This is a genomic window from Flavobacterium plantiphilum (assembly GCF_046000495.1).
In the GTDB taxonomy this organism is placed as follows: domain Bacteria; phylum Bacteroidota; class Bacteroidia; order Flavobacteriales; family Flavobacteriaceae; genus Flavobacterium; species Flavobacterium plantiphilum.
This window is the reverse complement of sequence record NZ_JBELQA010000008.1, coordinates 2,893-16,247: the sequence shown is the minus strand read 5'-3', so window position 1 is coordinate 16,247 and position 13,355 is coordinate 2,893. Positions and strand designations below refer to the sequence as shown.

Annotated in this window: 16 protein-coding genes and 1 tRNA gene; 7 read left to right on the top strand and 10 right to left on the bottom strand. The window is 34.5% G+C overall.

Translation table 11 applies throughout. From position 1 onward, the window contains the following. Positions 1-57 precede the first annotated feature (57 nt). The 10 genes from ABS764_RS13425 to ABS764_RS13380 form a co-directional block, all read right to left on the bottom strand. Positions 58-663 carry a SprT-like domain-containing protein gene (locus ABS764_RS13425; protein WP_408082320.1) on the bottom strand — a complete coding sequence of 202 codons (606 nt, stop codon included), beginning with the start codon at positions 661-663 and terminating at the stop codon, positions 58-60. A gap of 122 nt (positions 664-785) precedes the next feature. Further along, positions 786-1,463: an SDR family NAD(P)-dependent oxidoreductase gene (locus ABS764_RS13420; RefSeq protein ID WP_408082319.1), complete on the bottom strand. Its 678-nt coding sequence runs from the start codon at positions 1,461-1,463 to the stop codon at positions 786-788. A 28-nt stretch (positions 1,464-1,491) separates the two neighbouring features. Next, positions 1,492-2,166: a hypothetical protein gene (locus ABS764_RS13415; RefSeq protein ID WP_408082318.1), complete on the bottom strand. Its 675-nt coding sequence runs from the start codon at positions 2,164-2,166 to the stop codon at positions 1,492-1,494. Further along, positions 2,166-3,200 (bottom strand): ATP-grasp domain-containing protein, encoded by a 1,035-nt coding sequence (locus ABS764_RS13410; protein ID WP_408082317.1) that lies wholly within the window; start codon positions 3,198-3,200, stop codon positions 2,166-2,168. Before ABS764_RS13410 ends, ABS764_RS13415 begins: the two co-directional genes overlap by 1 nt. 28 nt (positions 3,201-3,228) lie before the next feature. Continuing rightward, the gene (locus ABS764_RS13405) at positions 3,229-3,939 is read right to left on the bottom strand and encodes an NRDE family protein (protein WP_408082316.1); all 711 of its coding nucleotides are present in this window, start codon (positions 3,937-3,939) and stop codon (positions 3,229-3,231) included. Beyond that, complete coding sequence (locus ABS764_RS13400; protein ID WP_408082315.1) at positions 3,927-4,415, bottom strand: DinB family protein; 489 nt, start codon at positions 4,413-4,415, stop codon at positions 3,927-3,929. Before ABS764_RS13400 ends, ABS764_RS13405 begins: the two co-directional genes overlap by 13 nt. Position 4,416: 1 nt before the next feature. Further along, positions 4,417-4,806 carry a DoxX family protein gene (locus tag ABS764_RS13395; protein ID WP_408082314.1) on the bottom strand — a complete coding sequence of 130 codons (390 nt, stop codon included), beginning with the start codon at positions 4,804-4,806 and terminating at the stop codon, positions 4,417-4,419. Positions 4,807-4,808: 2 nt separating this feature from the next. Next, a complete protein-coding gene (locus ABS764_RS13390; RefSeq protein WP_408082313.1) occupies positions 4,809-5,408 on the bottom strand; it encodes a peroxiredoxin-like family protein in 600 nt (199 codons plus the stop codon). A gap of 79 nt (positions 5,409-5,487) precedes the next feature. Next, positions 5,488-6,165, bottom strand: a complete 678-nt coding sequence (locus ABS764_RS13385) for a Crp/Fnr family transcriptional regulator (RefSeq protein ID WP_408082312.1) — start codon at positions 6,163-6,165, stop codon at positions 5,488-5,490. A gap of 34 nt (positions 6,166-6,199) precedes the next feature. Next, positions 6,200-7,339, bottom strand: a complete 1,140-nt coding sequence (locus ABS764_RS13380) for an acyl-CoA dehydrogenase (RefSeq protein WP_408082311.1) — start codon at positions 7,337-7,339, stop codon at positions 6,200-6,202. A 183-nt stretch (positions 7,340-7,522) separates the two neighbouring features. Here ABS764_RS13380 and ABS764_RS13375 point away from each other — a divergent pair, with 183 nt between their 5' ends. The 7 genes from ABS764_RS13375 to ABS764_RS13345 form a co-directional block, all read left to right on the top strand. Further along, entirely contained in the window at positions 7,523-8,587 is a 1,065-nt protein-coding gene (locus ABS764_RS13375; RefSeq protein ID WP_408082310.1) for an anhydro-N-acetylmuramic acid kinase, read from the top strand. Positions 8,588-8,681: 94 nt separating this feature from the next. Further along, on the top strand, positions 8,682-9,386 hold the full coding sequence (locus tag ABS764_RS13370; RefSeq protein WP_408082309.1) for a MotA/TolQ/ExbB proton channel family protein: 705 nt from the start codon (positions 8,682-8,684) through the stop codon (positions 9,384-9,386). A 2-nt stretch (positions 9,387-9,388) separates the two neighbouring features. After that, entirely contained in the window at positions 9,389-9,781 is a 393-nt protein-coding gene (locus ABS764_RS13365; protein ID WP_408082308.1) for an ExbD/TolR family protein, read from the top strand. A gap of 38 nt (positions 9,782-9,819) precedes the next feature. After that, positions 9,820-10,617: an energy transducer TonB family protein gene (locus tag ABS764_RS13360; protein ID WP_408082307.1), complete on the top strand. Its 798-nt coding sequence runs from the start codon at positions 9,820-9,822 to the stop codon at positions 10,615-10,617. A 25-nt stretch (positions 10,618-10,642) separates the two neighbouring features. Further along, on the top strand, positions 10,643-11,863 hold the full coding sequence (locus ABS764_RS13355) for a bifunctional folylpolyglutamate synthase/dihydrofolate synthase (protein WP_408082306.1): 1,221 nt from the start codon (positions 10,643-10,645) through the stop codon (positions 11,861-11,863). Between the two features lie 85 nt (positions 11,864-11,948). Continuing rightward, positions 11,949-12,026 (top strand) — tRNA-Val (locus ABS764_RS13350). Positions 12,027-12,276: 250 nt separating this feature from the next. Further along, a partial coding sequence (locus ABS764_RS13345; RefSeq protein WP_408082305.1) for a hypothetical protein occupies positions 12,277-13,355 on the top strand: 1,079 nt, incomplete at its 3' end.

Genomic DNA, 13,355 nt, shown 5'->3' with positions numbered 1-13,355 from the left:
TTACAGAATAAAAAATCCCAAATTCCAGTTTTATTATAAAGTGGAATTTGGGATTTTTTAATTTGAATTTTTCAGCAACTCCACCTCAGCATTTGGGTTAAATAAATATAGCTTTCCGGAACTAATTTCTAAGCATTCAAAACGCTTGGTACGCACCGCTATTTTCTTAAAAACCTTTCCGTTTTTGATTCGAAATATACTTCCATAAGGAATTTCAAAAACATAATTCTTATCGTTTTGGGGATCAAATTGTTTTAAAGCAAGCGACAAAGTGGTATCTGTATCACTACTAGCACTAGGATTTCTAAAATGTCTTGCCAATAAAGGAAGTAATTGATTGGGAAAAATTTCAGGTCGAATGTAAGGAACCATCAGTTGCTGAAAAACATACTTCCATTCGTTTCCATGTGGTTTGATGTTGCGACCAAATTTTTCAAAAGCCACTAAATGCGCAATTTCATGAATAAGCGTAATTAAAAAACGGTATTTATTCAAACTTCCGTTTACGGTAATTTCATGTTTTCCGTTCACCGCTTTTCTATAATCACCATGACGTGTCAAACGTTCGTTAACGATTTTTAAATGCACCCTGTTCTCTACAATCAATTCAAAAACAGGTTTGACTGCATGTTCTGGAATATATTTAGCTAATGTATCGCTCAATTCTTTTTAAGTTATGGGTTGTGAGTTATGGGTTATGGGGTATCAGTAAAATTCAAACAATAAATACTATAAAAAAATTAATCAAATCTCACTTAACTCTTAACGTTTAACTTATAACTTCTTTAAGGGTTTGTCGTTGAAACTTCTAATACTTTTCCGTTAAAATAGTTATTTCCATTTAGTGTAAAATCATAAATATAAGTTGCCATTCCTTCCGCCGAAATAGGTGCCTGATAACCTGGGAAAGCTTCTTCTAACATTTCGGTTTGTACGGCTCCAAGTGCCAAAACATTAAAAGCAATACCGCGTTCTTTGTACTCTTCGGCTAATAATTCCGAAAGCGTAATTACAGCTCCTTTACTGGAACTATAAGCGGCAAGACCCGCAAATTTCAAACTTCCCTGAACGCCTCCCATAGAACTGATAGTAACCACATGGCTTCCTTTTTGCAAAAACGGAATACAAATGCGAGTCAAATTTGCAACAGCAAAAACATTGACTTTATATACATTTTCAAAATCAGTTTGAGTTAGAGTTTCGAAGGGTTTACAAATTAAACTCCCTGCATTATGAACCACAGCATCTACTTGTTTCCAGGTGGAAGAAAGAAATTGTTCTACTTGCACTAAATCGGATTCGTTTGCTAAATCTACTGAAAGGCAAGTAATATTTTCATTTGCAATTAATTCCTGAGGTATTTTTCTCGAAATGGCCAAAACCTGATGTCCTGCATTGGCGAACTTTAAAGCCAATTCAAATCCGATTCCTCTGCTGGTTCCTGTGATAATAATTTTCTTCATACCACAAAAATAAACAAAATCAATGAACCTATTCAGATTCCTTTTCTTCTAATGTTATTTTGTTATAAAAGTACTTTTTGTACACTTTATACCCTTGCAATCCAGACATACAAACAAAGAAAACAGGAATAATTACGGGTACCATATAATCAGTTAAAAAGGCAATTTGCTTATGAATTTTATCCAAAAAATAAATGATAAACAGCATTCCAAAGAAAACCCCCACCATAGTTCCACCTACATAATGAAATTTCAATCGCTTATAAATACTGATATAATTGCCATTAAGAAAATACAGGTTCCAAGCCAGCCAAAAAGGAATTTGTAAAAAATTAAGACAGCTCAAGAAAACACCCACTGCAAAAACAGGCCATTGCAAATAGGCATTTAAATATCCTTCGCCATGAACTGTGTGCGATGATTTTTGGTAAAAAATAAAAGCAACAAGCAACAAAAAGAATACTCCAAAAACCTCAATCCCTTTCATGAGCTTTTTATTTTGAACCAATTGATGCGCAAATATTAAAGTATAATAAGCAACAAAAGCTTCTATGCAAACAACTCCTAAAATATAAAACACTAAAGGTTCCAAGCCCAATTTAGAATACACTTCAAGCCCAACAATATTAAGATAACCCAATGGTAAGGAACCTAAAAAGCTAACTATAAATCCAACCGCAATATTTTGAATTATCTTCATCATTAGAAATTGACAATTTTTTGACTTTGCGCCAAATGCATTCGATATTCTTTCATTCCTTCTTTATGTGATAAAAACGGAACGCCTTTTTTGTTATTCAACAAACTAATTTCATACATATAGGTGATATGTCGGGCTAATTCTTTCCAGGCAAAAAACACCGAATGAACAGGATCATAAATATGCGTAGGCTCGCTGGCAGCACCGTTCAACTCCACAATAGCAAAGTTTTTACCCGATTCTAATTCTTCCATAGTAGTATACATTACATCTAATCTTCCAAAAAAGAATTCGGGTATTTGTACACAAATAGCATCAATAGTAGCTTCTAATTTTGGAGAAATCCAATGGCTTCCATCGATAAATTTAGCACCACGGGCATGATTACCATAAGGAACTAAATTGCGCTTCTCTCCTATTTTTAAAACCTCTAAAAGCTGGGTTCCATATTCTTTTTGCAAAGTAGCTAATTGCAATTCGAATCGTGGATTCTTTTTTATTAAAGTTTCAATCGTTGAGATTCCATCGCCTACTACGATTAAAAATTCCTTAGAAACAATTCCAGTAATTCTGCCTTTATTTTCATTGGGATAACGCACATAAAAAATCCCGACTTCATTTTCATATGGAATCAAATCCTGTAATAAAAAATCAAAATTAGCTTTTTGTGCATACTGATTCAACTCGGTAATACTGTTAATTTTTTTCACGCCGGAACCACGCAAACCTATATCCGGTTTAGCAATTAATGGAAATTGAATCCCTGATTGCTCCAATTGGCTTTCAATTTCTGCAATAGAAGTTCCTTCTTTTACCAATTCGGTTTTAGGATAATATTGTTGTGGAATTAAGTTGTAGATGGCTTTTTTAGATTCCATAATAAACCCTCCATTTTTTATACTCGGATTGGATGCATTAAAGAAAAAAAGCGATTTGGCTCTAATGGCATAATAGCCCCAAAGAAAGTAAATGGGAATATAAACCACTTGAAAAGGCCAATATTCCCAATGAAAAATTTTATGCAGCAGTAATTTCATTCTCTTAATTCTTAACAATCCTACAATATTAAACAATGATAAATGAAGTGGTAAAATCTTCATTGGTAAGTAAATCATAATGCACAATTGCTACTTTATTTTTTTCAATTATCGATTGGGTAATACTCAAGGTTTTAGTTTCTCCATTGCGATTAATCACCAAACCGTTTTCGGTATTTTCCTCATCGGCATACCGATGAAATTGATACATATCGGATTCCGAAAGTAATCCTTTATTTTCTAAAAACGCATAAAACAAATCGGCTCTTTCTTTTCTAATTTGGCTGGAATACAACGTAGATGACGACCAAATATGTTTTTCATTGGTATCCAAAACTAATTTTTCTTTTTCTGTTCCATTCCAGCGTAGCTGAAACAACTGATTATTTTGAAACAAAACCAAAGTAAAAGGTTCGATGTTTTCTAAATTTATATGTTCCCAAAAATCTTTTGGCGAATTTTCGCTAATCAATTCTAAAACAATCAATCCGCGACTTTTTCTGTAAAAGGATTTTTGTTTGTGTTTTTCTTCTGCACCATTCAATAAAACGAGTACCGTTCCGGTTTCATCTACAATATACCAGGTGCCACCTGCTTTTGGGTCTTTTGGAAAGATCACATTCTTCCCATTTACGGTATAATTTCTTGGAGGAATGGCACTGGGTCTTATAATCTTCTCATCCCGATTAGACGTAATAAAAATTCTGCCATTGCTATTTACAAAACTTACTGTACACATTTTTTTCTGAATTCGATAGTAGAACGAGCCACGCCAAAATTAGCATCGACACTTATATTTTCAAATTTTAAAATTGCCACTTTTATCAATGCCTGATGATGAATACAATGTTCTAAATTATAGAGCAATTCCCTAAAATAATTGCTTTGAATTCGGATTTCCTCGCCTTCAACAAACTGCTGTAATTCGAGATTTTTGTTTTCATTTCTCAATCCGTTTTGGATAGCTAGAATTTGTGCTATAGCATATTCCACATCAGTTTGAATGCATTGATTGCGTTCCCTATGGTCATAATTAATAATTCCTGAATCCAATTGATTTTCTAAACATTGAAACATTTCTATAATGTGTCTGCAATGTTCGCCAATACTGGCATGGCTCAATTCAGCACATGGATTTGTAAATTCATCAGTTGACAATTGCCGTAACAAATTGACCAATTCATTTAAACTTTTATTTATGGATGGTAAAAGCATATTAGAATTTTAAATTCAACAAATTAGACCACTTACTTTTATCTTTATAAATTAAAACAATACAACTTATCCAAACGAAAAGTGCTAACAGAAAAAGAGTCCCGCCATCGTTTTGGACTTCAATTCCCAAAACAAAAATATGAGAAACAATAGCACCACTCATTAATCCGAACCCCAACAGCGCTCCAATCCAACTCGTTCGAGGCACTAGAATTAAAACGGCTGCAATGAGTTCCAAAATTCCGGTTGCAATTCGTCCATAAGGTTCTACACCTAATTTCGAAAAAATACACACACTCTCTGGTGCAGCTGTAAATTTAAAATAGAGCGTTTGCAATAAAATTACAGCGACAACTACACGCAATACCCAAATAACTACCGAAGTTTTCACGACTACTTTATTAAAGATTTTGCAGCAGCAACCAATAAATCATTCGAAATACGATGCTTATAATCTGGCGTAATGTGCTCAAATTCAATTTCGCCATCTAAATTTACAATAAAAACCGAAGGAACAGGCAAGAAATTAGTATTAACACCATCAGAACCTTTGGTCAAAATGGATTTGTATTTATCTGGTGCCTGAAAAGCAATTCCCATAGCTTTTGCCAGATCTCCATTACTGTCAGATAACAAAAGATAATTTACTTTGTCTTTTTCTTCTGTCACTTTTAAATTTTTTGGAGCATCAGGACTTATAGCAACAATTTGGTATCCTAAATCCAATAATTCTTTTTCGGCTTCGCCCAAAGCTGCCAAATGCAAATTACAATACGGACACCAACCGCCACGATAAAAAACTAAAATGGTTCTTTTTCTACCCAATACTGTTTTTAAAGAAACAGCATTTCCATCAATGGATTTCAAAGTACTATTTGGGATTTTTTCTCCTATCAATAAAGGAGCAATATCGGTTGCTTCTTGTGGCAAACCGCTTTGAGCATTCCCTGCAAATCCGATAACTAACAAAACTAAGCTGATTATTTTTTTCATGATATTATTTTTATTTAATGTAAAGGTAATATCGTTTTGAACTGCGTATTGTCGGCTAGTTTACAGTTCTATTAAAAAACTACAATTGCCTGATATCAGTAATCACTATTTCTCTTCTATTATACAGTAACATTCCCTGAGACTCCATTTCATTGAGCAATTGGGTTGCCGTTTGTCTGGAAGTACATATAATCTGAGCGATTTCATTTTGAGTAAGATAATTTTCAAGAGTCACCACATTCCCTTCCTGCTTACCTTCTTTCTCTGCCCAATCTTTTAGAAACTGATACAATCTTGTTTTAGCATCTTTAGAAACCAAATTGGCATAACTATTTTTAATGCGTTTCATTTTTAAACCAACAAATTTGGTATAAGAAAGCGCTAAAGAAGGATGCTGAAGTAATAAATTTTCAAAATCAGACATTAGAAAACTACAAATTACTACATCATCAGAGAGCACTTTAGCATATTCATTAGATTCAGAATCATTTTCTAAAGTCAATTCACCAAACAAATCTCCTTTCTGGATAATATCTTTTAGGACTTCATTGCCTTCTTCATCTACAGCAACAATTTTGATATTTCCTTTTTTAAGCAAAAATATTCTCGGTACATCTGATGAAGAAAAATAAATAATTTCTCCCTTACTGGCTTTCCTGAAACCTGTAATGATACACAATTGTTTGATTTGAGAAAAACTCAAAGTCCGAAACAACTTATGATCACGCAGGTACCAATATTTTAAATCTTCATACATAAAAGACAACTTTGGGATAAAAGTAATTGCTATTTTAAGAAGTTAATGTCCGCGAGATGACAATTCGCTGAATTTCTGATGTACCTTCATAAATCTGGGTAATTTTTGCATCGCGCATCATACGTTCCACATGATATTCAGACACATACCCATTTCCACCATGAATTTGCACGGCTTCAATAGTAACATCCATTGCGGTTTGAGAAGCATATAATTTAGCCATCGCTCCGGATTGGGTAATATCTTTTCCTTCGTCTTTTTCGGAAGCCGCTTTCAAACAAAGCATTTTGGCAGCCATGATTTGAGTAGCCATATCAGCCAACTTAAATGCGATAGCCTGATGTTGAAAAATTTCTTTCCCAAAAGATTCACGCACATGCGAATATTTCAGAGCCAATTCATAAGCACCTGTAGCAATTCCTAAAGCCTGAGAAGCAATCCCAATCCGACCGCCATTTAAAACCGCCATCGCAAAATGAAATCCAAAACCATCCTCTCCTATTCGATTTTCTTTGGGAATTTTCACATCATTAAAATGTAAAGAATGCGTATCTGAACCTCGAATTCCCATTTTCTTTTCTTTAGGACCAATGGTAAAACCTTCCCATCCTTTTTCTACCAGAAATGCATTGATTCCTTTATGTCCTTTTTCAGGATGCGTTTGCGCCATAACAATATAAGTAGAAGCTGTCGAGCCATTAGTTATCCAATTTTTTGTTCCATTTAACAAATAGTAATCTCCTTTATCAATGGCGGTTGTTTTTTGCGAAGTAGCATCAGAACCTGCATTAGGCTCCGAAAGACAAAAAGCACCAATAATATCCCCTTTGGCCAGCGGAACTAAATATTTTTGTTTTTGCTCTTCGCTACAATATTTTTCCATACCCGCACAAACTAGTGAATTGTTTACAGACATAATCACTGCAGCCGAAGCATCCACTTTTGCAATTTCGCTCAACACTAAAACATAAGAAACATTGTCCATTCCCGAACCGCCATATTTAGGATCGACCATCATTCCCAGAAAACCCAGTTCGGCCATTTTTTTTACCTGCTCGGTTGGGAATTTAGAAAACTCATCTCTTTCTATAACTCCCGGCAATAATTCGTTTTGTGCAAAATCCCTGGCAGCTTGCTGAATCATTTTTTGTTCTTCGGTCAAATTAAAATCCATAACAACACTTTTTATAAACAGCTATTTCAATCGGTTTTGAAAAACTATTTGGGTCCAAAAAATATTTTAATATTCAACACCTAATCTTCGTTTATTGATTTTGTGTTTTCTAAATTTACTTACTTTTATTTAAAAAATACAATTTAAGTTTTTAATATTTTAATTGCTTACGATTCTCTGTCGATGAAAAAAGATTTCTACAATGTAATTGGTGTTATGTCAGGCACTTCGCTTGACGGAGTTGATCTAGCTCACATCCATTTTGAAATAAAAAACAATCAATGGCATTTTAAAATTCTGGAGTGTGAAACCGTAGCTTACAGTAATGATTGGATTAATCAATTAAAAAGTGCTGTTGATTTCTCTACGGAAACATTAGAAAAACTAAACCGGAATTACACCCAACTGCTCTCTGAAATTATTGTTGATTTTATTGAAAAACACCAAATCAAAGATTTGGATGCCGTTTGTTCTCATGGTCATACCATTTTACACCAACCCCAAAACGGATTTACTCTTCAAATAGGAAATCTTCCGAAAATAGCCGCTTTAACCCATCAAAAAGTCGTGTGCGACTTTAGAGTTCAGGACGTACAATTAGGAGGACAAGGCGCTCCGTTAGTACCTATTGGCGATCGGATTTTATTTTCTAATTATGATTACTGCATGAATTTAGGCGGATTTTCGAATGTATCTTTCGAAGAAAACAATCAAAGAATTGCTTTCGACATCTCGCCAGTAAATACCGTTTTGAATTTTTATGCCAATCAATTGGGATTGAATTATGACGATAAAGGAATCATTTCGAAAACAGGAAAAATCAATAACACATTATTTAAAGCCTTAAATCAATTGGATTTTTACCAACAACAACACCCAAAATCCTTGGGATTTGAATTTGTAAAAGAAACGGTTTTACCCATAATCGAAAGTTATGCAATTTCTATCGAAGACAAATTAAGAACTTTTACAGAACACATTGCTTTTCAAACAGCATTGGCTTTGCCTGCGAAAAGAGGAAGTATTCTAATTACAGGTGGAGGCGCTTATAATGATTTTCTAATTTCGAGAATTCAACATTATTTACCTGAAATGAAATTAATCATTCCTGAAAAGAAAATGCTGGAATTTAAGGAAGCTTTGATTTTTGCTCTGCTTGGTATTTTAAAATTAAGAAACGAAATCAATACTCTGAGCAGTGTTACCGGTGCCCAAAAAGACCATAGCGCAGGATATATTTATCCTTAATAAACAAAAACTTAGTGTTATTTGTTTCGAATTTTATCCAATAGAATCGCAATTTTTATAATATCTTAGCGTTTCAATAACAAAGAAAAATTATATGAGTATATTGTTACAAGCAGATACCTTATCTGTTGCAGGTGAAAATTTAGCCGAAGCGGTTCCAGTTGAAAAAACCATATCGATCATCGAACTCCTAACCAGCGGAGGATTAGCAGGTCAAATAATAATGGCAGCATTATTCCTAATGCTTTTTGTTGCCTTATATCTTTATTTCGAACGTCTGATGGCCATCAATGCAGCCTCAAAAATCGACACCAATTTCATGAGCCTTGTTAAAGATAACATTAAAAACGGACGTATTGACAATGCTAAAATGGCTTGTGCTCATTCTAAATCTCCTGTAGCACGATTAATTGAAAAAGGAATTTCCCGAATTGGCAAACCTTTAAACGACATCAATACTGCTATTGAGAACGCGGGGAAACTGGAAATAAACAAGCTGGAAAAAAATGTAAGTTTACTGGCTACTATTTCAGGTGCCGGACCTATGACAGGTTTCTTAGGAACAGTTGTGGGAATGATTCAGGCTTTCCACAAAATGGCTACTGCCGGTGGTCAGATTGAAGTTGGCGCACTTTCTGAAGGAATTTATACAGCAATGACCACTACTGTTGTTGGACTTGTAATAGGAATTATTGCTTATGTAGGTTACAACCACCTAGTAGTAAAAACCGATAAAATTGTACACCAAATGGAAGCCAATGCGGTTGACTTTTTAGACTTATTAAATGACCCTGCATAATTATGAATTTAAGAGGAAGAAATAAAGTTAGCGCCGAATTCAACATGTCATCCATGACAGATATAGTCTTTCTGTTATTGATATTTTTCATGCTGACTTCGACAATGGTAACCACTAATGCACTTGATTTAGTGTTACCAAAAGCAAAAGGAAAAACGGACAGTAACAAAAATATTGCGGTAAGTATTAATAAAAAATTAGAGTTTTTTATTGACAAAGAAGCTGTTCCGGAAAACGAATTGGAGGCAAAATTATTAGCAATAGTTGCTGCTGACCAAAACAAAGCTATTATTCTAAGAGCTGAAGAAGGTGTTCCAATAGAAAAAGCAGTTAACGTTTTAGACATTGCAAACAGAAATCAAATTAAAGTTGTTTTAGCCGTAAGACCTAAATAATTCAACCTGGCTTTCAAGAAAAAACAGATTTATTCTACATGAAATATTTAGAAACAGAAGAAGAAAAAAAATCATTTGCTATCACAACTATCATTTTTGTGATACTATTTGTTTTGTTTTTATATCTCGGGCTTACTTCTTTAGATCCTCCACCAGAAAACGGAATAGCCATTAACTTTGGTACAACCGAATTTGGCAGCGGAAACATACAACCAACAGAAGCCATCCAATCAGCACCAAAAGCTACTGCGGCCAAACAAGCCACAGCCAGCAATGACGATGTATTATCGCAGGATATTGAAGAAGCGGTCGTAATGAAACAGGCTAAAAAAGTTCAGCCGACCAAACAAATCGCTAAAGAAGAGGTAAAAGAAAAACCCAAAGAAAGTCCAAAACCTTCCAAAAGCACTACGGATGCTTTATCAAGCTTAATTAATGGTCCAAAATCAGACGGAACAGCTAAAGGCGGTGAAGGAAACGATGATAAAGCCGGAGACAAAGGCAGTTTAAACGGTAACCCTTATGCAAACACTTACTATGGTTCAGGAAGCGGAAGCGGAACAGGAAGCGGTTGGGGATTAAATGGAAGAAAAATTAGCAGCCGGGGGAAAGTAGTTCAACAGTGTAACGAATTTGGTACCGTAGTAGTTCAAATTACCGTAAACCGTAATGGTAATGTAATTGCTGCTAAATACACTAAAGGAACTACCAATACTAATCCTTGTTTAATAGAACCGGCATTGGCTACAGCCAGAAAATACAAATGGCAACCAGATGCTAATGCTCCGGAAACCCAAATAGGTTTCATCACAGTGAATTTCAAATTGGGTGAATAATATTGGAACAATTTTACACTAAAAAATGAATTATCAAGAAACTACAGCCTGGATGTTTAACCAACTTCCAATGTACCAATTACAGGGAGCTTCTGCATACAAAAAAGATTTAACAAACACCCATTTACTGATAAATCACCTTAGTAATCCCCATCAAAATTTAAATTTCATACACGTTGCGGGCACTAATGGAAAAGGTTCTACTTCGCACATGCTAGCTTCAATACTTCAAGAAGCAGGCTACAAAGTAGGTCTTTATACCTCTCCCCATTTAAAAGATTTTAGAGAACGTATTAAAATAAACGGAACAGAAATTACCGAGGTTTTTGTTTGTGATTTCATTAATTCCAACAAAACTTTTTTTGAAGCCAATGACATCAGTTTTTTCGAAATGAGCGTTGGATTAGCTTTTGCTTATTTCGAAAAAGAAAAAGTAGATATTGCCGTTATTGAAGTTGGTATGGGTGGAAGACTGGACGCTACCAATATCATCACTCCCCTAGCTTCAGTAATCACTAATATCGGCTTAGATCATACTCAATTTTTAGGAAACACTATAGAATTAATAGCCGCTGAAAAAGCTGGAATTATCAAAAAAGAAATCCCGGTTATTATTGGAGAATATACAGCCGAAACAAAAAATGTTTTTTTGGCAAAAGCCAAAGAAAATAATGCTGCAATCTATTTTGCTTCCGATTTAATTTCGAATAATTATCCATCAGATTTAATTGGTGATTATCAAATTCACAATAAAAAAACAGTACTTCAAACTATTAAAGTTCTGAATGAGCAAACTGATTTTAGCATTAATCAAGACAATATCGAATCAGGTTTATTAAACGTAGTCAAGAACACAGGACTTCTGGGAAGATGGCAACAGCTCAATGAAAACCCAAAAGTAATTTGCGATACCGCACATAATAAAAACGGACTTGAGATTGTACTGAATCAAATTCAAAAAGAGAAATTTGAAAAATTACACATTGTTTTAGGTGTAGTAAACGACAAAGATTTAGACGAAGTGCTTCCTTTATTTCCTAAAGATGCAATTTATTATTTCTGTAAGCCTGATATTCCGCGCGGACTAGAAGCATCTGTTTTAGCTACAAAAGCACATGAATTCAGACTAACCGGACAAACATTCAACTCTGTTTCAGATGCTTATGCAACCGCACAAAATAAAGCCATGAAAAATGATTTTATTTATGTAGGCGGAAGCACATTTGTAGTTGCAGAAATTTTATAATTATTTTACTTTTTTGTTTGCACATTCAAAAAAGCATTGTATATTTGCACTCGCAATCACAAACTGATAGCAACCTAATAAAACAGGGCGATTAGCTCAGCTGGTTCAGAGCACCTCGTTTACACCGAGGGGGTCGGGGGTTCGAACCCCTCATCGCCCACCAAATTTTTACAAACCTCTAAAGTCATTGATTTTAGAGGTTTTTTTTTATGGACCAAGTTCAAAAGGGAGCCGTTTTTTTCTGAACTTGAATTCATTTTTCTGTCTAAAATCAATCAATTCAAAAATGATTGTTATTAAAATATTAAGAAGCAATAAAAAAAGCCAAAACAGCAATAGTGTTTTTTAAATTTTATATTTTGTTTATTGTATATTTGGCTACAATTTTTATTAATAAATACCCCCACCTGCTTATGAAAAACAACTTTACTTTTATTTTATTGTGGTTGCTTTGTGTATTTTCATTAAATATTAGAGCACAAACTTCCATAGAACAATTTGAAGATGAATCTAATGCAAGTTCAAGTTTCACGGATAACGGAGTGATATTTAATATCATTTCAAATGTTAATACCTACGATATTCAGGGGGCTTACCCTAACACAGGGTGGAATGGTACTGCAAATGATAACAGGTACATTGATAACACAGGATCTGCAAATCAATCTGTAGGAACTTCATTTAGTATCAAAACAACTTCAAATCTATTTACTGTAAATAGATTTTGGGTTTATGCCTCTGCTAGTAACCTGAACTTAAATGTAAGCGGAACTCTTACAATTACAGGAAAGCTTGATGGCGTAACTAAATTTACTCATACAAAAACAACTGGATTTGTCACGTCTTTAGGTTCTACAAATGGATATACTTTAATAGATCTTACAAATTTAGATGGGCAAAATTACAGTAATATTGTAATTGATGAATTGCAGATTACAGGAGGTGGAAATTTTCAATATCTTGGAGTTGATGCTTTTACATGGGTTAAAAATGCTGGTACAATTTTGACTAGTACTTCTCCTACTGTAACTACTTCAGCAGCAACTACCATCACCGCAACTGGTGCTACTTTTAGTGGTAATGTAACAGCCGATGGTGGTGCAACGGTAACAGAACGAGGTTTTGTGTATGGAACTTCTACTAATCCAACCACTTCGAATACAAAAATACAAGACGGAACCGGAACAGGGACTTTCTCAGAGGCTATTACCGGACTAACTGCTGGAACGACTTATTATGTAAGAGCCTATGCCATTAATAGCGTAGGAACAGCCTATGGAAATGAGGTTAGTTTTACTACACTTTCTTCAATTCCAGTTTCTTTATACCAACAGTTATACTGGCCAAACTATGAAGCAAGAAAGATAGAATCAAAAAGTCTTTCGGGAGGAAGTCGGCAAGATGTTGTATTGAATACTTCGGCAACAAACTATGGCGCCATAGGTATTACTGTAGACGCTATTGGTGAAAAAGTTTATTGGTTTGATGACAC

Bases quoted from the DNA above. Each gene is read 5' to 3' on its own strand.
- ABS764_RS13420 (WP_408082319.1), bottom strand. From the start codon at position 1,463: ATGAAGAAAATTATTATCACAGGAACCAGCAGAGGAATCGGATTTGAA.
- ABS764_RS13415 (WP_408082318.1), bottom strand. From the start codon at position 2,166: ATGATGAAGATAATTCAAAATATTGCGGTTGGATTTATAGTTAGCTTT.
- ABS764_RS13410 (WP_408082317.1), bottom strand. From the start codon at position 3,200: ATGAAATTACTGCTGCATAAAATTTTTCATTGGGAATATTGGCCTTTT.
- ABS764_RS13405 (WP_408082316.1), bottom strand. From the start codon at position 3,939: ATGTGTACAGTAAGTTTTGTAAATAGCAATGGCAGAATTTTTATTACG.
- ABS764_RS13400 (WP_408082315.1), bottom strand. From the start codon at position 4,415: ATGCTTTTACCATCCATAAATAAAAGTTTAAATGAATTGGTCAATTTG.
- ABS764_RS13390 (WP_408082313.1), bottom strand. From the start codon at position 5,408: ATGAAAAAAATAATCAGCTTAGTTTTGTTAGTTATCGGATTTGCAGGG.
- ABS764_RS13385 (WP_408082312.1), bottom strand. From the start codon at position 6,165: ATGTATGAAGATTTAAAATATTGGTACCTGCGTGATCATAAGTTGTTT.
- ABS764_RS13380 (WP_408082311.1), bottom strand. From the start codon at position 7,339: ATGGATTTTAATTTGACCGAAGAACAAAAAATGATTCAGCAAGCTGCC.
- ABS764_RS13375 (WP_408082310.1), top strand. From the start codon at position 7,523: ATGAAAAAAGATTTCTACAATGTAATTGGTGTTATGTCAGGCACTTCG.
- ABS764_RS13370 (WP_408082309.1), top strand. From the start codon at position 8,682: ATGAGTATATTGTTACAAGCAGATACCTTATCTGTTGCAGGTGAAAAT.
- ABS764_RS13365 (WP_408082308.1), top strand. From the start codon at position 9,389: ATGAATTTAAGAGGAAGAAATAAAGTTAGCGCCGAATTCAACATGTCA.
- ABS764_RS13360 (WP_408082307.1), top strand. From the start codon at position 9,820: ATGAAATATTTAGAAACAGAAGAAGAAAAAAAATCATTTGCTATCACA.
- ABS764_RS13355 (WP_408082306.1), top strand. From the start codon at position 10,643: ATGAATTATCAAGAAACTACAGCCTGGATGTTTAACCAACTTCCAATG.